19 protein-coding genes are annotated in these 18,243 nt (G+C 63.9%); 2 read left to right on the top strand and 17 right to left on the bottom strand.

Going from position 1 to position 18,243, the window contains the following annotated elements; all coding sequences use genetic code 11:
- Nucleotides 1-28: 28 nt before the first annotated feature.
- The 7 genes from FJ973_RS00480 to FJ973_RS00450 all read right to left on the bottom strand — a co-directional run bounded on the left by FJ973_RS00480 (nucleotide 29) and on the right by FJ973_RS00450 (nucleotide 7,832).
- Nucleotides 29-736 carry a DUF1045 domain-containing protein gene (locus tag FJ973_RS00480; protein ID WP_140554580.1) on the bottom strand — a complete coding sequence of 236 codons (708 nt, stop codon included), beginning with the start codon at nucleotides 734-736 and terminating at the stop codon, nucleotides 29-31.
- Nucleotides 737-887: 151 nt separating this feature from the next.
- Nucleotides 888-1,700, bottom strand: coding sequence for a 5-deoxy-glucuronate isomerase (gene iolB / locus FJ973_RS00475; protein WP_140524146.1), 813 nt, complete (start codon nucleotides 1,698-1,700; stop codon nucleotides 888-890).
- Between the two features lie 4 nt (nucleotides 1,701-1,704).
- On the bottom strand, nucleotides 1,705-1,923 hold the full coding sequence (locus FJ973_RS00470; protein WP_140491266.1) for a DUF3329 domain-containing protein: 219 nt from the start codon (nucleotides 1,921-1,923) through the stop codon (nucleotides 1,705-1,707).
- A gap of 40 nt (nucleotides 1,924-1,963) precedes the next feature.
- Nucleotides 1,964-2,881, bottom strand: a complete 918-nt coding sequence (iolE, locus tag FJ973_RS00465) for a myo-inosose-2 dehydratase (protein ID WP_140524144.1) — start codon at nucleotides 2,879-2,881, stop codon at nucleotides 1,964-1,966.
- Between the two features lie 144 nt (nucleotides 2,882-3,025).
- Nucleotides 3,026-4,876 (bottom strand): 3D-(3,5/4)-trihydroxycyclohexane-1,2-dione acylhydrolase (decyclizing), encoded by a 1,851-nt coding sequence (iolD, locus tag FJ973_RS00460; RefSeq protein ID WP_140524142.1) that lies wholly within the window; start codon nucleotides 4,874-4,876, stop codon nucleotides 3,026-3,028.
- A gap of 34 nt (nucleotides 4,877-4,910) precedes the next feature.
- Nucleotides 4,911-6,845: a 5-dehydro-2-deoxygluconokinase gene (gene iolC / locus FJ973_RS00455; protein WP_140524141.1), complete on the bottom strand. Its 1,935-nt coding sequence runs from the start codon at nucleotides 6,843-6,845 to the stop codon at nucleotides 4,911-4,913.
- Nucleotides 6,846-6,986: 141 nt separating this feature from the next.
- Nucleotides 6,987-7,832, bottom strand: coding sequence for a MurR/RpiR family transcriptional regulator (locus FJ973_RS00450; RefSeq protein ID WP_181165350.1), 846 nt, complete (start codon nucleotides 7,830-7,832; stop codon nucleotides 6,987-6,989).
- A 155-nt stretch (nucleotides 7,833-7,987) separates the two neighbouring features.
- Here FJ973_RS00450 and FJ973_RS00445 point away from each other — a divergent pair, with 155 nt between their 5' ends.
- On the top strand, nucleotides 7,988-9,097 hold the full coding sequence (locus FJ973_RS00445; protein WP_140554579.1) for a Gfo/Idh/MocA family oxidoreductase: 1,110 nt from the start codon (nucleotides 7,988-7,990) through the stop codon (nucleotides 9,095-9,097).
- 20 nt (nucleotides 9,098-9,117) lie between these two features.
- Here the strand turns inward: FJ973_RS00445 and FJ973_RS00440 are convergent, their stop codons facing one another.
- Nucleotides 9,118-9,816 (bottom strand): YafY family protein, encoded by a 699-nt coding sequence (locus FJ973_RS00440; protein ID WP_140491254.1) that lies wholly within the window; start codon nucleotides 9,814-9,816, stop codon nucleotides 9,118-9,120.
- Nucleotides 9,817-9,943: 127 nt separating this feature from the next.
- On the opposite strand from FJ973_RS00440, the gene FJ973_RS00435 reads away from it, so the two are divergent.
- Nucleotides 9,944-10,579, top strand: a complete 636-nt coding sequence (locus FJ973_RS00435) for a LysE family translocator (protein WP_140554578.1) — start codon at nucleotides 9,944-9,946, stop codon at nucleotides 10,577-10,579.
- 42 nt (nucleotides 10,580-10,621) lie between these two features.
- Here the strand turns inward: FJ973_RS00435 and FJ973_RS00430 are convergent, their stop codons facing one another.
- The 9 genes from FJ973_RS00430 to FJ973_RS00395 all read right to left on the bottom strand — a co-directional run bounded on the left by FJ973_RS00430 (nucleotide 10,622) and on the right by FJ973_RS00395 (nucleotide 17,959).
- Nucleotides 10,622-11,119, bottom strand: a complete 498-nt coding sequence (locus tag FJ973_RS00430) for an SRPBCC family protein (RefSeq protein ID WP_140524136.1) — start codon at nucleotides 11,117-11,119, stop codon at nucleotides 10,622-10,624.
- On the bottom strand, nucleotides 11,097-11,462 hold the full coding sequence (locus FJ973_RS00425) for a metalloregulator ArsR/SmtB family transcription factor (protein WP_140491248.1): 366 nt from the start codon (nucleotides 11,460-11,462) through the stop codon (nucleotides 11,097-11,099). Before FJ973_RS00425 ends, FJ973_RS00430 begins: the two co-directional genes overlap by 23 nt.
- A 118-nt stretch (nucleotides 11,463-11,580) precedes the next feature.
- Nucleotides 11,581-12,672 carry a 3-deoxy-7-phosphoheptulonate synthase gene (locus FJ973_RS00420; RefSeq protein ID WP_140517730.1) on the bottom strand — a complete coding sequence of 364 codons (1,092 nt, stop codon included), beginning with the start codon at nucleotides 12,670-12,672 and terminating at the stop codon, nucleotides 11,581-11,583.
- Between the two features lie 87 nt (nucleotides 12,673-12,759).
- On the bottom strand, nucleotides 12,760-12,921 hold the full coding sequence (locus FJ973_RS30715; protein ID WP_181167258.1) for a hypothetical protein: 162 nt from the start codon (nucleotides 12,919-12,921) through the stop codon (nucleotides 12,760-12,762).
- Between the two features lie 207 nt (nucleotides 12,922-13,128).
- Nucleotides 13,129-13,923, bottom strand: coding sequence for an SDR family oxidoreductase (locus FJ973_RS00415; protein WP_140517731.1), 795 nt, complete (start codon nucleotides 13,921-13,923; stop codon nucleotides 13,129-13,131).
- A 25-nt stretch (nucleotides 13,924-13,948) separates the two neighbouring features.
- Entirely contained in the window at nucleotides 13,949-14,944 is a 996-nt protein-coding gene (iolG, locus tag FJ973_RS00410) for an inositol 2-dehydrogenase (RefSeq protein ID WP_140554577.1), read from the bottom strand.
- A gap of 118 nt (nucleotides 14,945-15,062) precedes the next feature.
- The gene (locus FJ973_RS00405; RefSeq protein ID WP_140554576.1) at nucleotides 15,063-15,830 is read right to left on the bottom strand and encodes an ATP-binding cassette domain-containing protein; all 768 of its coding nucleotides are present in this window, start codon (nucleotides 15,828-15,830) and stop codon (nucleotides 15,063-15,065) included.
- 2 nt (nucleotides 15,831-15,832) lie between these two features.
- Complete coding sequence (locus tag FJ973_RS00400) at nucleotides 15,833-16,909, bottom strand: ABC transporter permease (RefSeq protein WP_140491235.1); 1,077 nt, start codon at nucleotides 16,907-16,909, stop codon at nucleotides 15,833-15,835.
- A gap of 108 nt (nucleotides 16,910-17,017) precedes the next feature.
- Nucleotides 17,018-17,959, bottom strand: a complete 942-nt coding sequence (locus FJ973_RS00395; protein WP_140524127.1) for a sugar ABC transporter substrate-binding protein — start codon at nucleotides 17,957-17,959, stop codon at nucleotides 17,018-17,020.
- Nucleotides 17,960-18,243: the final 284 nt, after the last annotated feature.

The raw sequence follows: 18,243 nt of genomic DNA, 5'->3' as shown, positions 1-18,243 counted from the left end.
TTTTTTCTCGCCTTTACGGCTTGTTGCTTCAGGCGGTTTTTCTGGCCGGACGGCGCCCGAGCGCGTGCTGGGAAAGCACCATGAACGGGGCGCCGGGTTCGGGCTCGATGAACAACGTCAGCGCGTCCACCGGAACCGGCTGGCGCAGCACCTCGGCGAACAGGCCCTCGATTGCCAGGCGAAGACGAAGGCTTTCCTGTGGCCCGGCCCTGCCGGACAGCGTCATGTGAAAGCGGAAGCTCTCGAAGACGTAAGGATAGCCCCATTGGCAGAGATTGCGGAATTCGCCCGGCTTCAGCGAGTCCGGGCTGCGCCGCTCGATCTCGGCCTCCGTCAACGGCGCGCGAAAGCGGTCGAAATCGCGCACCACATCATCGGCGAAGCGATTGAGCGGAGGCAATGGCGCCTCCGGCACCAGTGCGAAGAAACCGTCGATCTGGCTGACGACGAGACGCGGGATCATCACAACGGACGTCGCCTGGGCAAAGGCGTCGAGCGCTGCGCGCAACGAGGCTTCGGTTTCGTTGGCCGCTAACCGGAAAGGGGCTTTCAGCGTTGCGTGAAAACCATAGCGCCGTGCCGATGCGGTGTGGAAGGCGACTTCCGCCGCCGACAAATCGCCCACCGCCTCCACCGGTCGCGTCGCGGCGCCGAACGGGTCACGGCCCAGCCAGTTGGCGGCGATCCGCGCCAATTTTTCGTCCTGTTGGGGGGTGAAGTAGATGGCGTAGCGCATCGAAAATCCTCGTCAGCCCGTTGCCATAGGTGATTTCCATGACGGATTGACGAAGCTTTGAAGGGTTTTCGAAGGCAAATCGACCCCGCCGGTCCTTAGCCGACGATTTTTCTGATCTGGACCAACAGGTTCAGCCGTGAACGCGCAACGGTCAGGCCTTCATCAGCCATTCGTGCTCGGGCGCATTGTGGAATTTCCACGTCCGCTTCGGGCCGGCCATGACGTTGAGATAGTAGAGGTCGTAGCCATGGCAAGCCGCGCAGGGGTGATAGCCCTTGGGCACCAGCACGACGTCGCCGTCCTCGATCGCCATCGCCTCGTCCAGCGCGCGGGAGCCGTCCTTGTCGGCGTCGGTATAGACCCGCTGGAAAGCAAAGCCCTGCGGCGGGTTGAGGCGGTGATAATAGGTTTCCTCGAGATAGGATTCGTTAGGGAGATTGTCCTGGTCGTGCTTGTGCGGCGGATAGCTCGACGTATGGCCGCCGGGCGTGATGACCTCGACCACCAGCAGCGAATCGGCCGGCTTGCCCTCGGGCAGGATGTTGGTGACGTAGCGCGTATTGGTGCCCTTGCCGCGCACCTCCTGGCCGAGGTCGTCAGGCCCGATGACGCGAACCGGCAGGCCGCCGCTCAATCCCGGCGCCGAGCAGACCGCCAGTTCCAGTCCGCTATCAGCCGTCACCGACCAGTCCGATCCCTGCGGCACATAGACCGACCATGGTTTGCCTTCGAAGGGCGACATGCGCTGGCCAAGCAGGCCGAGATCCTTGCCGCCGGCCGTGACCGTGCCCTTGCCGGTGACGAACACCAGGCAGACTTCGCGATCGTCCGTTGTTCCCGAAGCCGTTTCGCCCGGTTCCAGCCGGTGCAGGTCGAACCCGACATAGGTCCATCCGGCGCTTTGCGGCGTGACATGCGCGACACGGCCATGGCCCTTGTCGGCTTTGACCAGCAGCTTCGACATCCGGTTACTCCTTCGGTTCGACTTCGGCGGGCGCCTTGTTCTCGTCGGCCGGCTTGTAGAGATAAAAAAACTGCCAGACGCCATAGCCGGCGAAGCCCAGCGCGATCACGCCCCAGAACGGCGTGCCGCTCGCGAATTCGATGATCGACCAGATGACGCAGACCGCGACGACGGCGACACGCCGCCATAGGGGCCGGAAGAAGGGGTGCTCGGAATCTTTCATCGCGGCAACCTACAGCAAGCCCGGCCTGGCGAGAACCCGATCAGACATCGGGGAAGCCCTGGGTCTCGACCGTGTAGCCGGCCGCCGTCATCACCCGCATCAACTCCTTGTGGCCCACCTGCGCCATCTTGAGCGGCGGGTTCTTCTTCGGGTCCTGTTCGGCCTCGACCACGAACCAGCCTTCATAGCCGTGGTCGGCGAAACGCTGCACGATGGCGCCGAAATCCAGCGAGCCGTCGCCCGGCACGGTGAAGGCGCCGAGAGCCACCGCATCGAGGAAGGACTGCCTCGTGCGGTCGAGCTTCTCGATCACGCCCATGCGTACATCCTTCACATGCACATGGCTGATGCGCTTGTGGTGATTGTCGATGGCGCGCAGCACATCGCCGCCGGCAAAGGCCAGATGTCCAGCGTCAAGCAGCAGCGGAATGCCCGCTCCGGAATGGCGCATGAAGGCGTCGAGCTCCGCCTCGGTCTCGACCACCGCCGCCATATGGTGATGATAGGAAAGCGGCATGCCTTGCTCGGCGCACCATTCGCCGAATTCGGTCAGGCGCCTGGCATAGGCCTTCATCTCGTCGCTCGAGAGTTTCGGCTTGGTGGCGAGCGGCTTCGAGCGGTCGCCCTGGATCGAACGGCCAACCTCGCCATAGACGATGCAAGGCGCGTTGACCGCCTTGAACAGGTCGATCATCGGCTGGATGCGATCCTTGTTCTTGCTCATCTCCTCGTCGACCAGCGTGCCCGAGAACCAGCCGCCGCACAGTGTGACGTCAGCCGCCTTCAGGATCGGCAGCATCACCTTGGGGTCCTTGGGAAAGCGCCGTCCCATCTCCATGCCGGTGAAGCCGGCCGAACGCGACTGGCGTAGGCACTCCTCCAACGACACGTCGTCGCTGAGTTCCGCAAGATCGTCGTTCCACCACGCGATGGGGGACATGCCCAGTTTGGCTTTCAAGTCGTCACTCCGGTTCTTGTTCACCCTCCCCCTTGTGGGGAGGGTCGCTGCGAAGCAGCGGGGTGGGGGTGCGGCGCCAGACCCCACCCGGACCTTCGGTCCGACCTCCCCACAAGGAGAGGTAGGGGGTGGGCAGCGCCGAGATCAATCGCCGACGCTCTGCATCCGCCGCTTCTCGTCATAGACCTTGCGCGCCGCGTTCACTTGGCTGCGCTCGGAGACTTCCGGCACCGCCACGTCCCACCAGTGGCCGCCGGCATCGGTGGAGACCAGCGGATCGGTGTCGATGACCAGCACCGTGGTGCGGTCGTTGCCTTTCGCCTGAGCCAGCGCCGTCTCCAGCCCTGCGATCGACGAGACCTTCTCGGCGATCGCCCCCATGCTCGCGGCGTGCGCGGCAAAGTCGACGTCGGGCAGCACCTCGTGGCGCGCGTCCTTCAGGAGATTGTTGAAGTTGGCGCCGCCGGTCGCCATCTGCAGCCGGTTGATGCAGCCAAAACCCCTGTTGTCGAGCAGCACGATGGTCAGCTTCAGGCCGAGCATCACCGAGGTGGCGATCTCGGAATTGAGCATCAGATAAGAGCCGTCGCCGATCATGACGACGACCTCTTCGTCAGGCTTGGCCATCTTGGTGCCGAGCCCGCCCGCAATCTCATAGCCCATGGTCGAGAAGCCGTATTCTGCGTGGTAGGAGCCGGGCGCGCCGGCCTGCCAAAGCTTGTGCAATTCGCCCGGCAGCCCGCCGGCGGCGTTGAGCAGCGTCACGCCGGAGCCCATGGCGCGTTGCACGGCGCCGATCACCTGCGCGTCGGAAGGGTAGGCGGCATTGGTCGACGCCGTCACCTTGGCGGCTTCGGCCTGCCATTCCTTCTTGCCGGCTGCCGCATTGTCGGTCCAGGCGGATGGCGCCTTCCAACCCTTCAGCGCGGCACCGAGTTCGGCCAAGCCTTCGGCCGCGTCGGCGACCAGCGGCGATGCCCGATGCTTGCCGGCATCGAAAGGCTGCACATTCAAGCCGATGATGGTCTTGCCCGAATTCTTGAACAGCGCCCAGGAGCCGGTGGTGAAATCCTGCAGGCGCGTGCCGATGGCGAGCACGACATCGGCCTCTTCCGCCAGCCGGTTGGCGGCCGACGTGCCGGTGACGCCGATCGCCGCCATGTTGAGCGGATGATCGTCCGGCAGCGAGGATTTGCCGCCCTGCGTTTCGCAGACCGGAATGCCGGCGCCTTCAACGAATTTCGCCAGTTCGTCCGAGGCCCGAGAATAGAGCACGCCGCCGCCGGCGATCACCAGCGGCTTGCTTGCGCTCTTCAGCGCTGCAACCGCAGCCGCCAATTCAGCCCGGTCCGGGCGCGGCCGGCGCTGGCGCCAGACCCGTTCGGCAAAGAAGCTCTCGGGATAGTCATAGGCCTCGGCCTGCACGTCCTGGCAGAGCGACAAGGTCACCGGCCCGCATTCGGCCGGGTCGGTCAGCACGGCCATGGCGCGGTTGAGCGCCGGGATGATCTGCTCCGGCCGCGTGATGCGGTCGAAATAGCGCGACACCGGACGAAAACAGTCATTGACCGTCGCCGTGCCGTCCGAAAAATCCTCGGCCTGCTGAAGCACCGGATCGGGAACGCGGTTGGCGAAGACGTCACCCGGCAGAAACAGGACAGGCAACCTGTTTACATGCGCAAGTGCCGCCGCCGTCACCATGTTGAGCGCGCCGGGCCCGATCGATGAGGTGGCGGCCATGAAGCGGCGGCGGAAATTGGCCTTGCCATAGGCGATCGCCGCATGCGCCATCGCCTGTTCATTGTGGGCGCGGAAGGTCGGCAGTTTGTCGCGCACCTGGTAGAGCGCCTCGCCGATGCCGGCAACATTGCCGTGGCCGAAGATGGCCCAGACGCCGCCGAAGATCGGTACCTTTGCGCCGTCGATCTCGGTCATCTGTTTGCTCAGGAAACGGGTCAGCGCCTGCGCCATCGTCAGGCGGATTGTCTTGCTCATTGGTTTCCTCCGCAGTCCCTGTGCCCGTGCCTTCTTATGCTGCTTTACGGCCGCGCGCGGCAAGCCATGCCTCGGTCAGTTGCTCGAAGCGCGATGCCATATCGGCAATCGCTTCGTCGTCCGACATCTTCCCGGAAAGCCATTGTTCGGCGGCATTGATGAAGATGGTGCGGCCGACCGCGAAACCCTTGACGATAGGCGCCTTGGCCGTCGCTGCGAAGGCGGCCTCCAACTCGTCCTGCGGGGCTTCCAGGCCGAGCAGCACGACGCCGCGGCACCAGGGATCGTTTTTCAGGATCACGGCCTCGATCTTCGTCCACGCGCCGCTAGACGCCTGCGGTTCGAGCTTCCACCAATCCGGCTTGATGCCGAGCGCATAGAGTTCCTCAAGCGCACGCGGGATGGTCGTGTCGTCGAGCTTGCCGTGCTTGCCGGCGATGATCTCGATGAGAAGCTCCCTGCCCACTTTCCGCGCGGCCTCGAACAGTGCGCGCAATTTCTGCTGCTGTTCCTCCTTCAAGCCCGGCGGATCGTCGGGATGATAGAAGCAAAGGCATTTGATGCAGTGGTCGACCGGCCATTCGGTGAGCTGCGAACCGATGTCCTGCGAGAATTCGAAGCGCAGCGGCCGCGAGCCCGGCAGCTCCACCGGCCGCCCGAGCCAGGCAAAGGAATGCCTGGCGAATTCGAACATCGCCTCGCGGCCATGCCTCTCGTCGAGCAACATGCCGTATCCGTCGCGCCCGGCGGCGACCTTGGCCGCCGCTTTCACCGTCAGCACCTTGAAATCCTCGATGCGCGACGCGTCAGCGCCAGTCTTGGCCGCCATGTCCTCGAGCTGCACCCGGTGGTCGCAGGCGAATGCCATCAGCGAGGGAATGTCGTGCCGGCGCGTCGTTGCCCAATGGATGTGGTTGATCGCCTCGTCCTTGCGCAAGGCCAGATGCCTGCTGCCGTGCTCGAGGAAGAACTGCAATTCCTCGAAGGTCGGATATTCCGGCGCGCACAACAGCCGCGACACGGCGAAGGCGCCGCAGGCATTGGCCCAGGTCGCCGCCGTGGCAAGGCTTTCGCCGCCCAGCCAGCCGCGCAGGAAGCCCGACATGAAGGCATCGCCGGCGCCAAGCACGTTGTAGATCTCGATCGGAAAACCCTTGCCGACCACGCCGTCCTCGAGATCGTCGCTGATAGGCCCGTCATAGACGATGCAACCCATGGCGCCGCGCTTCAAGACGATGGTGGCCGGGGACAGCGAACGGATCGTCTTCAGGGCGCTCAGGCAGTCGTCGGCGCCCGAGGCGATCATGATCTCTTCCTCGGTGCCCACGACGAGGTCGCAATCGGGCAGCACCGTCTTCAACTGCGCCGAGACGCGGTCGGACTTGACGTAGCGCTCAAAACCCTCGGCGTGGCCGGCCAGGCCCCAGAGGTTCGGCCGGTAGTCTATGTCGAACACGACCTTGCCGCCCTTGGCCTTCATGATGCGGATCGCCTTGCGCTGGGCGGCATCGCTGTTGGGCCGGGAAAAATGCGTGCCGGTGACGACGACCGCGCGAGCCGAGGAAATAAACGTCTCGTCGATGTCCTCCTCGGCCAGCGCCATGTCGGCGCAGTCGGAGCGGTAGAAGATCATCGGCGAAACGCCTTCGCTCTCGACCGAAAGCAGCACCAGCGCGGTCAATCGCTCCTTGTCGGTCTTCAGCCCGTCGGTGTTGACGCCTTCGCGCTTCAATTGTTCACGGATGAAGCGGCCCATCTGCTCGTCGCCGACCCGCGTCAGCAGCGCCGAACGCAGGCCGAGCCGCGCCGTGCCGACCGAGATGTTGGCCGGGCAGCCGCCCACCGACTTGGCGAAGGAGGTGATGTCCTCCAGCCGCGAGCCGATCTGCTGGCCATAGAGGTCGACGGAAGCCCGGCCGATGGTGATGACGTCGAGCGCAGCGTATTTCGCGTCCACGGCTTCGCTCATTGGAACCTCCCGTCGGGCCTGTTATGTTGGGGTACACGCGCGAGCGGCAGCGTGGCGCCGAAAAATATGAAATAATAATTCCAATCCATAGTCAATATGGAATGAGCATTCCCCGATCTAAAATCGCCTTTTGCCTTCCACTCAGGCCTTGCGCCCCTTGCCGGGGTTGCGCCGCTTCTCGCCGACGCCAACGGTCAGCGCCATGGCCAGCGCCATCGTCGCCGATAGCGAGCGGAAGCCGGCAAAATCCGCCTCGGCAACCTCGAACCAGACGCTGGCGAACTGAGCAAGCGGTGAAAACGAGCTGTCGGTGATGGCAATGATCGGCACGCCCTGTTCGGAAATCGTGCGCGCCTCCTCGATCGTGGCCGGCGCATAGGGCGAGAAGGAAATGGCGACGACGGCATCCGCGGGCGTCGCAAAGCTGACCATCTCGGCGTTGAGGCCGGCGGCTGATTCGATCAGCTGGTTGCGGATCTTCAGCTTGCCAAGCGCATAGGCGATGTAGGACGCCACCGGATAGGAGCGCCGCTTGGCCAGCACATAGATGGTCTGTGCCTTGGCCAGCAGGGAAATCGCTTCTTCCAGATGCGCGTCGTCCAGCGTGCGCGAAATGTCGTTGAGCGAGGTGCTGGCGGCGGCGACGAAGCCGTCGAAGATCGCCCGGTGGCCGGCGCCGCCCTCGGCCTTGGCGCGCAGCGCCTGCAGCCGTTCGTCATAGGAGGAGTTGCGCTCGCGCAGCCGTTCGCGAAACACCTGCTGCAGGCTGGTGAAGCCGTCAAAGCCGAGCTGCTGGGCAAAGCGGATCAGCGTCGAGGGCTGCACGCCGGCCGAGGCGGCGATGCTGGCGGCGGTGCCGAAGGCGATATCGTCGGGATTGTCGAGCGCATAAGCGGCGATCTGGGCGATGCGCTTGGGCAGGCTTTCGCGCCGATCGAGGATCGTGGCGCGCAGCGTCTCGAAGTCGCGAGGTACCCGTTCGTCCATCGTCGGCCCGTCCAAGCTCATCGGTGAAGCGTCCTCTCTGCCCCATCATAGCGAGGCTGCGCAAGAACACCATAAAAAATGAGGCAGACATTCCATTCCGAACAAAAATGGACTAATTCATCCACGTAGCATCTATGACGGTGGAGGAACGGAAAATGGTCGGCGTCGGTCTTATCGGCACGGGATTTATGGGCAAGTGCCACGCCATCGCGTGGAGTGCCGTCGGCGCCGTCTTTCCAGACATGACCAAACCGCGGCTTGTCCATCTCGGCGAGGTCAATGAGGATCTCGCCAGGCGCAAGGCCGGCGAGTTCGGTTTCGCCAGGGCGTCCGGTGACTGGCGCGCCGTCGTCAACGATCCCGAAGTGGACGTCGTCTCGCTCACCACGCCCAACCAGTTCCATCCGGAAATGGCCATCGCAGTTCTCGAGGCCGGCAAGCATTTGTGGTGCGAAAAGCCGATGGCGCCGAGCTTCGCCGAAGCCGAGGCGATGGCGGCCGCGGCGAAGAAATCCGGCAAGGTCGCGGCGCTCGGTTACAATTACATCCAGAGCCCGGCCATCCGCCACATCGGCGCGCTGCTCGACGAAAACATCATCGGCGAGGTCAACCATCTGCGCATCGAGATGGACGAGGATTTCATGGCCGATCCCGAGGCGCTGTTCTTCTGGAAGCACGAGGCATCTTCCGGCTATGGCGCGCTTGATGATTTCGCCGTGCATCCGCTGTCGCTGGTGTCGACCCTGTTCGGCCGCGTCGCCAGCGTCATCTGCGACATGGCCAAGCCCTATGCCGACCGCAAGCTGGCCGCCGGCGGCCGCCGCGCGGTCGAGACCTACGACATTGCCTCCGTGCTGATGCATCTGGAGAACGGCATCGCCGGCACGCTTCTGGTCAACCGTTCGGCCTGGGGCCGCAAGGGCCGCATCGCCGTCCAGATCTTCGGCTCCAAGGGCTCGATCCTGTTCGACCAGGAGCGGATGAATGAGTTCCAGCTCTACCTCACATCGGATCGCCCGACCGAACAGGGCTATCGCACCATCCTCGTGTCGCCACAGCACAAGCCCTACGACCTGTTCGTCCCCGCGCCCGGGCACAGTCTTGGCTTCAATGATCTCAAGATCATCGAATGCCATGAACTGCTGACCCGGCTCGCCGGCAGACCGGCGCGGCTCATCGAATTCGACGAAGGTCTGGAGATCGAGCGCACCATGCATGCGATGGCGCGATCGTTCGAGGAGAAGCGCTGGGTGGATGTAAGGTAAGGTTCGCTCCGCTGGTCGGTTTAGCCGGCGGCCGCTGCGTTGACTTCCCACCCATTGACCCAGATCTGCCGCAACCGATCGCCTTCGCCCTTGAAGCGCAGTCCCGTCGGCTGGCAATCCTCGATGCGGTCGCTGCGGAAATTGCGGATCGCCTGGCGCAGCTCGCACCAGGCGACGATGTTGGCGGTCTCGGCGTAATAGATCAGCGCGATCGGGCGGATGAGGCGCTCGGAAGCGCGGCCAAGCTCGTCGCGATAGGAGAGGTCGAGCTTCTCCTCGTCGCGTATGGCGCGGCGCACCAGCGCCAGGTCGATCGCACCTGCAGAGGGCGCGGCGAATCCCCACGCATGCAGCGCATTGGCGTCGAGCGTCTGGCGCAAAGGCGGCGGTACCGCGCCGGCGATCTTGGCGCCGACGCGCTTGGCTGCCTGCTTGAGCTCGTCGTCGCCCGTGCGCTCCAGCAGCGCCAGTGACAGCACGATCGCCTCCATCTCCTCGATCGAAAACATCAGAGGCGGCAAGTCGAAGCCGGGGCGCAGGATATAGCCGATGCCCCTCCCGCCCTCGATCGGCACGCGCATGGCCTGAAGCGCTGCGATGTCGCGATAGATCGAGCGTATCGTCACCTCCAGCTGCGCGGCTATCATTGCCGCCGTCACCGGCTGCCGCGCCAGCCGCAGGATCTGGATGATCTCGAACAGGCGCGACGCCTTGCGCATTTCTCACCCGTTGCTGATCACAACTGACACATCATCGTCAGTTGGTTCGGCCTATAGGATCGTCTATCGGATTGAAAATCAACAGGTTCCGCTGCGGCTGGGCCGAGCGAGGCGACAGGCTACTGACATGAGCTATGCTGAAAATCTCTGGCTGTTCTTTATCCTGCTGTTCGGCATCATCGCCGTTCCGGGCATGGACATGCTGTTCGTGCTGGCCAATGCGCTGACGGGCGGGCGCGACAGGGGCCTTGCCGCGACCGGCGGCATCATGGTCGGCGGCATGGTGCACACGCTGAACGGCGCGATCGGCGTCGGCCTGCTGATGCATTTTTTGCCGATCCTGTTCAAGCCGCTGTTGATTGCAGGCGCCGCCTACATGGCCTTCATCGGCATCACGCTGATGCGCAGCTCCATCACTGTCGGTCGCGACGGGCCCGCCGGCAGCCGCTCGGCATGGAAGGCGTTTCGCCAAGGCCTTGTGACCTGCCTGATCAACCCGAAGGCCTACCTGTTCGTCCTTGCCGTCTATCCGCAGTTCCTGAAAACGGACTACGGCCCGATCTGGAAGCAGGCGACGGTGATGGGCCTGCTGACCGTGCTGACGCAGGCCGCGGTCTATGGCGGGCTCGCAATATCGGCCGGCCGCAGCCGCAAGCTGCTGATCGCTAATCCGCGAGCGACCATCCTTGCCGGCCGGGCGGCCGGGCTGCTGCTCTTCGCGGTGTCCGTGTTCACCGCATGGGAAGGGCTGAGGGCGGCGTAATGCCGGGCTAGACCGGACCGCCGCCCTCTGGCGCCGGCCGGATCAGGCGGCGCCCTGCTGCGTGGCGAGAAGCTCGTCCAGCTGCTCGAACGTCTCGGACATCGCATCCGCCGCCCCGGCGCCGGCGTCGAGGGCTTCCTTCGAGGGATAGAGCTCGCGCATGACCAGCAGCGTCTTGCCGCCTTTTTCCTCGAAGGTCACCGTGGTGACGGGTCCACCCTCACCCCCTTCGTCATTGGTCCAGACGAGGCGCGAGTGCGGTGTCACTTCGAGATACCTGCCGAAGAACTCGGCAGGGTTCGAGCCGTCATGCCCGAACACCAAACGGTACCCGCCTCCCACACGAACATCCATCTCGCAGGAACGCAGGAACATGCCCATCGACTTCGGCACCCACCACTGCTTGAACAGCTCAGGCTTGGTCCACGCCTCGAACACGATGCGCGCAGGCGCGTCGAAGCTTCGCGTAACGACCAACTCCCGGTCGGACCTCCGTTCCACCGTCGTGCGTTTGGCCTCACTCGCTCTTCCTGCGTCCATCGACTTCCTCCTTGCGTTTCAATTCCTCGATAACCTTGTCCAACTCGTCGAAGCGTGCGGCCCAGAGCTGCCGGTATCTCTCGATCCATTCCGCCTCATCCTCCAGGCGACGCAGGCCCAGCTTGCAGGTCCGCACGCGCCCGACCTTCCGCGTCGTGACGAGTCCCGCCTGCTCCAGGACGCCGACATGCTTCTTCATGCCCGTGAGGGTCATGTGGAATTTCTGGGCCAAGTCCGTGATCGAAGCGTCCGCACGGCCGAGCTGCTCCAGAACGCCGCGCCGGGTGGCGTCCGAAAGCGCGGCGAACGAGGCATCCAGGCGGGTCGCGGAATACTGAACCATTTGGTTCAGTATGTAGCACGCGGGTCGGAGGCGTGCAAGTGAGGTGGAGCGCTGCGGGCCCTAGGGCGGCGTGGTCCTGGGCTGAAACCGGAAACGCCGCCCTTATGCTCCAACCGGATCAGGCGGCGCCCTGCCGGCTCTCCACCAAGGCGCGGCGCGCCGACCGGCGCCATTCCACGGCGCCGGCAAGGCCGTGCAGCACCGTCTCCGTGGCCGCCCAGTCGATGCAGCCATCGGTGATGCTCTGGCCGTAGACGAGCTGCTTGCCCGGCACGACATCCTGCCGGCCGGCGACGAGATTGCTCTCGATCATGACGCCGATAATGCGCTCGTCCCCCGCCGCGACCTGTCCTGCCACGTCAGCCGCGACCTTGGGCTGGTTCTCCGGCTTCTTGGCTGAGTTGGCATGGCTGACATCGATCATCAGGCGGGGCGCGATACCGATGCGGGCGAGTTCGACCGAGGCGGCCTCGACGCTTGCCGCGTCATAGTTGGGCTGAACGCCGCCACGCAGGATGACATGGCAATCCTCGTTTCCGGTCGTTGCCGCGATCGCACTGCGTCCGCCCTTGGTCACCGCCATGAAATGATGCGGCTGGGCGGCGGATTTCACCGCCTCGGCAGCGATCCTGAGATTGCCGTCGGTGCCGTTCTTGAAGCCGACCGGACAGGACAGGCCCGAGGCCAGCTCGCGATGGATCTGGCTCTCGGTCGTGCGCGCGCCGATCGCGCCCCAGGCGACGAGGTCGGCAATGTATTGCGGCGTGGTCATGTCGAGGAATTCGGTCGCCGCCGGCAGGCCCAGATTGTTGACGGCCGACAGCACATTGCGGGCCATCCGCAGCCCCTTGTCGATGTTGAAACTGCCGTCGAGGTCGGGGTCGTTGATCAGGCCCTTCCAGCCGACCGTCGTGCGCGGCTTTTCGAAATAGACCCGCATCACGATCTCGAGCCGGTCGGACAGAGCTTCGCGCAGCGCCGCCAGACGGCTGGCATAGTCAACGGCCGCGACCGGATCGTGGATGGAACAAGGGCCGACGATGACAACAAGTCGGTCGTCGGCCCCGGTCAGGATGGAGTGGATGGCGTTGCGCGAGGCGGCAACGGTGCGCGTCGCCGTGAGTGAGCGCGGTATCTCGCGCATCACCTCTTCCGGCGTGCTCAGCAGTCTCAGTTCCTTGACCCGAAGGTCGTCTGTGGTGGTCAACACGGCTTCTGCTCCTGGTTGGGAGACCTGCCGGCTGAAAACAAAAAAGCCGCCAGGTCTGGCGGCTTGTCGGACTGTTTGCTGCAATCTTCAGATCGAGCGCAATCCTCCCGCCGCCAGCGAGCTGCTAAAGTACCAATAGGTGGCGGTCAGGTGGATCATGCGGCTCATATAGTCGAAGCGGCGGCGTTTGTCACGTACCCTGGTAGCAAGCAATTTCAGGTGAGGGCCGAGCCTTTGCGATTTCGTCATTCTAGGGCGAAGCAGGAGCGAAGCTCCGTCGCGGAGACCCTGGGATCCATGCCGCGACCTAGATGGGAGAGTGCTGCGGTGCAGAATCTTGCGCCGTAGCGACGGCCCGGAAGTCGCGGCATGGATCCTCGGGTCTGCGCCGCGTCGCTGCGCTCCTTGCTCCGCCCGTGGATGAGGACCTGGTTAACGGTTTCGCTTACGCGGCCGCTATTCCGGCGACGCCCCAGCGATGCTCTGGTCGTAGTCGACCAGCGAGCCGGTCATCACGCCGGATTGCGGGCTGACCATGTAGCTGATCAGTCGGGCAAGCTGGTCCGGCTTCACCAACTGCCCCATCGGCTGCGCGGCCTCGGCCTTCTCGAGCCAGTCGTCGGGTGCGTCATGCCATTTCTTCTGCACGATGTCCTCGCCCTCGGTGTCCATCCAGCCGGGCAGCACGGCGTTGCAGCGGATGCGATTGAAGCGATAGGCGTTGGCGACATTCTTGGTCAGCGTCATCAGAGCGCCCTTGCTGGTCGAATAGGGTGTCAGGAACGACTGGCCGGTATGCGCCGACATCGACAGCACGTTGACGATCGATCCGGGGGCCTTTTTCTCAAGCAGATGCGCCACCACGCCCTGCATCAGGAAGAAGGGTCCTCGCACATTGGTGTCGAAGATGGTGTCGAAGAGCTCCTCGCTGGTCTCCACCAGCGAGCCGCGCGCGGATGTGGCGGCGGCGTTGACCAGGGCGTTGATGGTGCCGAAATGCGAAAGCGCGGTGGCGACGGCGCGCTTGCAGTCGGCCACCTTGGAGACATCGGCGCTGATGAAGATCGCGTCGACGCCCGACTTCTTGAGGCTGGCGACTGCCTTGTCGCCCTTTTCCTGCGAGCGGCCGATCAGGGCCAGCGCCCGGCAGCCTTCGTCCGCCAATGCCTCGGCGACCGCGAAGCCTATGCCTTGTGCGCCGCCGGTGACGATGGCGCGCGTTTGTGAATTGCGATCGGCTGATGCGCTCATCGCTCTGCTCCTGTGCTTTAAGTCGTTACTTGTCGAGGCGGACGGTCTGGCCTGATGTCGCCGATTTCAGTGCCGCATCCGCCAGCCGAAGTGCGATGAGTCCGTCCGTCCCGCTCGGTGCCGCCGTCTTGCCCGACGTCGCGGCGGCGATGAAGGACGCAATCTCGATGGCATAGGCGTCGAGGTAGCGGGTCATGAAGAAATCGTGCAGCGGCGGGCGGGTATAGCCCTTTTCATTGGCCAGTTCGATCGACACCGGCCGCTGGTTTTCGGCCGCGACCATGCCTTTCGAGCCATGCACCTCGATGCGCTGGTCGTAGCCATAAGTGGCGCGGCGGGAATTGGAGATGACGGCCTGCTTGCCCGTCGCGGTTTCGAGGATGACGCTGACCGAGTCGAAATCGCCGGCCTCGCCGATCTTCTTGTCGACCAGCACCGAGGCATGCGCGCTGACCGCCACCGGCTCTTCGCCGAGCAGGAAGCGCGCCATGTCGAAATCATGGATGGTCATGTCGCGAAAAATGCCGCCGGAGCGCGCGATGTAGTCGATCGGCGGTGCGCCCGGATCGCGCGACGTGATGGTCACCATCTCGACCACGCCGATGGCGCCGTCATCGATTGCCTTGCGCACCGCAGCGAAGTGCGGGTCGAAGCGCCTGTTGAAGCCGACCATCAGCGTCGCCTTGGCCTTCTCGACCACGGCCAGGCACTGCTCGACACGGCTGACGTCGAGGTCGATCGGTTTCTCGCAGAAGATCGCCTTGCCGGCCTTGGCGAAGCGCTCGATCAGGTCGGCATGGGTGTCGGTCGGCGTGCAGATGACGACCGCGTCGATGTCCCCGGATTTCTCGATGGCATCGATGGTGCGCACCTCGGCGCCGTAGGCCGTGGCGAGTTCGCTCGCCGCCTTCTCGAAAGCGTCGGCAACGGCGACCAGTTTGGCCTGCGGATTGGAGCCGACGGCGCGGGCGTGGACCTTGCCGATGCGGCCGGCACCGAGGAGGGCGAAGCGGAGAGTCATGGAAATTTCCTCTGGGGAATGGTTCGAAGGTTGGCGGGGCGCCGGTCATGCGCGCAGGTGTTTTTCCGGTCAAGACAAGATCGACAGGGAGGCGATGACCGCCGCCTCCGCGCCCGGCCTAGGCCGCGAGTTCGGCCTCTCCGGTCTTGGCGCCGGTGATGTAGGAAACGATATCGTTTCCGTCGGTGTTCTCCTTGCGCAAATTGGCGACGATGCGGCCACGCCGGAAGACGACGATGCGGTCGCAAAGGTCGAACACCTGGCGCATATTGTGGCTGATCAGGATCAGCGGCTCGCCATTATCCTTCAGCGTGCGGATGATGTTCTCGACCTGCGCGGTCTCCTGCACGCCGAGTGCCGCCGTCGGCTCGTCCATGATGATCAGCTTGGAGGCGAAGGTCGCGGTCCGGGCGATCGCCACGCATTGCCGCTGGCCGCCCGACATATGGCGGATGGTGTTCGACAGGTTGGGGATTTTCACCGCCGTGCGCACCAGCGCCGCTTCGGTCGCCTTGCGCATCCCCCGGCGGTCCAGGATCGAAAACGGTCCCAGATTGAACAGCACTTTTTCTCGGCCAAGGAACAGGTTCGACGGCACGTCGAGGTCGTCGGCCAGCGCCAGGTTCTGGAACACGGTCTCGATGCCGGCCTCGCGCGCCTCGATAGGGCCCGAAAAATTGACTTGCTTGCCGTCGAACCAGATCTGGCCGCTGGTCGGTTGCTCGACGGCGGTGATCTGGCGCACGAAAGTCGACTTGCCGGCGCCATTGTCGCCCATGATGGCGACGTGTTCGCCCTTGCGCAGCTCGAAATTCGCGCCTTCCAGCGCCTGCACGCCGCCATAGCGCTTGGTCAGGTTTTCGGTCTTCAGGACGATGTTTGACATGGTCAAGCCCTCAATGCCCGCAGGCGTTGGCGCCACTGGTCGAGAACGACGGCGCCGACGATGATCACGCCCTTGACCATCTCCTGGTAGTAGGCGTCGAGGCGCAGGAAGGTGAAGCCGGAGATGATGACGCCGAAGATCAGCGCGCCGATCACCGTGCCGATGATCGAGCCGCGGCCGCCCGACAGCGATACGCCGCCGATGACCGCCATGGCGATGGCGTCGAGTTCGTACATCACGCCCATGCCGGCCTGGGCGGTGAGGTTCTTGGAAGACAGCACCACCGCGGCGAGCGACGCGAGTATGCCGGCGATGACGTAGACCAGGATCTTGTGGTTGGCGATCTTGATGCCGGACATGCGCGCGGCATCCTCGTTGGAGCCGATCGCGTAGCAATGCTTGCCGTATCGTGTGTAGGTCATGATCAGCTGGAACAGCACGGCCAGCGACAGGAAGATGATGACGGGCATCAGGCCCTTGCCGATGGCGGCGAAGCTCTCGGTCGGGAACGAGATGGGCTGCCCCTTGGACCACCATTTGGCGATGCCGCGCGCGGTCACCATCATGCCTAGCGTGGCGATGAAGGGCGGAATGCGCGTGTAGGCGATCAGGGCGCCGTTGACCAGGCCTGCCAGCAGCCCGCAGCCGATGGCGACCAGCACCGGCACGATGACCGGCAGGTCGGTCCAGCCCTGAGCCAGGAACATCGCCTTGGGATTGGGGTTGCCGTTCACCGTCGCCACCTGGGCGAAGCTCATGGCGATCATGGCGGTGGCGCCGACGATCGAGCCCGACGACAGGTCGATGCCGCCCGATATGATAACCTGCGTCACGCCGATGGCGATGATGCCGACGATCGATACTTGCAGAATGATGATCTGTAGCCGCGCCTCGTTGAAGAGGCCGCCGACATTGCTGCGGGTGTTGAACAGGAAGCTGTCGCCGAGAAAGACGCGGCCGATCAATTCGAAGATGACGACAAGAATGACGAGCGCCAGGAAGACGTTGAATTCCGCCGGCCATATGCGCTTCTTCGCATCATAGCTGACCCCGCCGACGCCATGAGATGTCTGTGCCACTCGTCTATCCTCCGTCAGCCGCGGTCGCCCCTGGCGCTATCAAAGCGCCGAGAGGAGGAGCGGCGCCCGGTCCTTTGAGCGCCGCCCCGAGGTGAACCGTTCCGCCGCTCAGTTCTTCTTCAGGAACTTGTCGATGTTGGCCGGCGTCACCAGTTGGAAGGGCACGTAGACCTTGTGTTCGACCTTCTCGCCCTTGGACAGTTTCAATGCCGCGTCGAGCGCGCCGGCGCCCTGGCCGGCCGCGTCCTGGAACACGGTGGCGTCGAGGTCGCCTGCCTGCATGGCGGCGAGCGCGTCCTGCGTGGCGTCGACGCCGCCGACGACAACCGTCTTCATGTCGACATTGGCGGCCTTCATTGCCTGGATGGCGCCGATGGCGCTTTCGTCATTGTTGGCGATGACGCCGTCGAACGGCTTGCCGGTCGACAGCCAGTTGGTCATCAGGTTCTGGGCCTCGTCGCGGTTCCAGTTCGACGTCTGCTTGTCGATGATCTTGATGAAGCTGCAATCCGGCGTTGCGATCACCTCCTCGATGTCCTTGGTGCGCTGCACGGCTGCTTGGTTGGAAAGCTCGCCCATGATCACATAGACATTGGCTTCCTTCTTGCCGGATTCCTTGAACAGGCGGCAGACCTCCTTGGTTTCGAGCGTGCCGGAATCGGCCTCGTTCGAAGCGACGAAGGCCTGGTTGTCAGGCAGCGTGTCGACATTCACCGGTTCACGGTTGACATACACCAGCGGGATCTTTGCGGCGGCCGCGGCATCCGACATCGCCTGCGTGGCCGAGGTGTCGACCGGATTGACGATGATGGCGTCGACCCCTGATGCGGCGAAGTTCTTGATCTGGTCGAGCTGTTTGGCGACGTCGTTCTGCGCGTCCTCGACCTGCAGCTCCACGCCGCTCATGCCCTTGGCCTGCTCGATCATGCCGTTGCGCAGCACGGTCAGGAAATTGTCGTCGAACTTGGCCATCGACACGCCGATCTTGGCGGCCATGGCGGACGAACTCATCAGCGCCGCGAAAGCGACGCCCAAAATCATTTTCTTCATTGTATCTCTCCTCCACTTTGGGTGTCCGGTCGCACCGATCTATCCGGAATCCCCGATCTCCCCGGGGAATCTCTCCCTGATATCATTTCGTTCCAACGCGGTTCACCACTGGCTGGAACGCCGAACTGCCTGCTCGAACCAGGTGTTGTCGGAACGAAAGAACCAAAATGTACAGTCAGTGAAATATTTATTCCATTTCGAATCGGGGCGTCAAGGGAAATTCCGAATCCGGGCGTGCGATTTTCGGCTGTCTCTGATGGATTCTATCATTTCAGGCGGCTGGT

The organism is Mesorhizobium sp. B2-1-3 (assembly GCF_006442495.1).
GTDB lineage: Bacteria > Pseudomonadota > Alphaproteobacteria > Rhizobiales > Rhizobiaceae > Mesorhizobium.
This window is presented reverse-complemented; position numbering and strand designations above follow the sequence as displayed.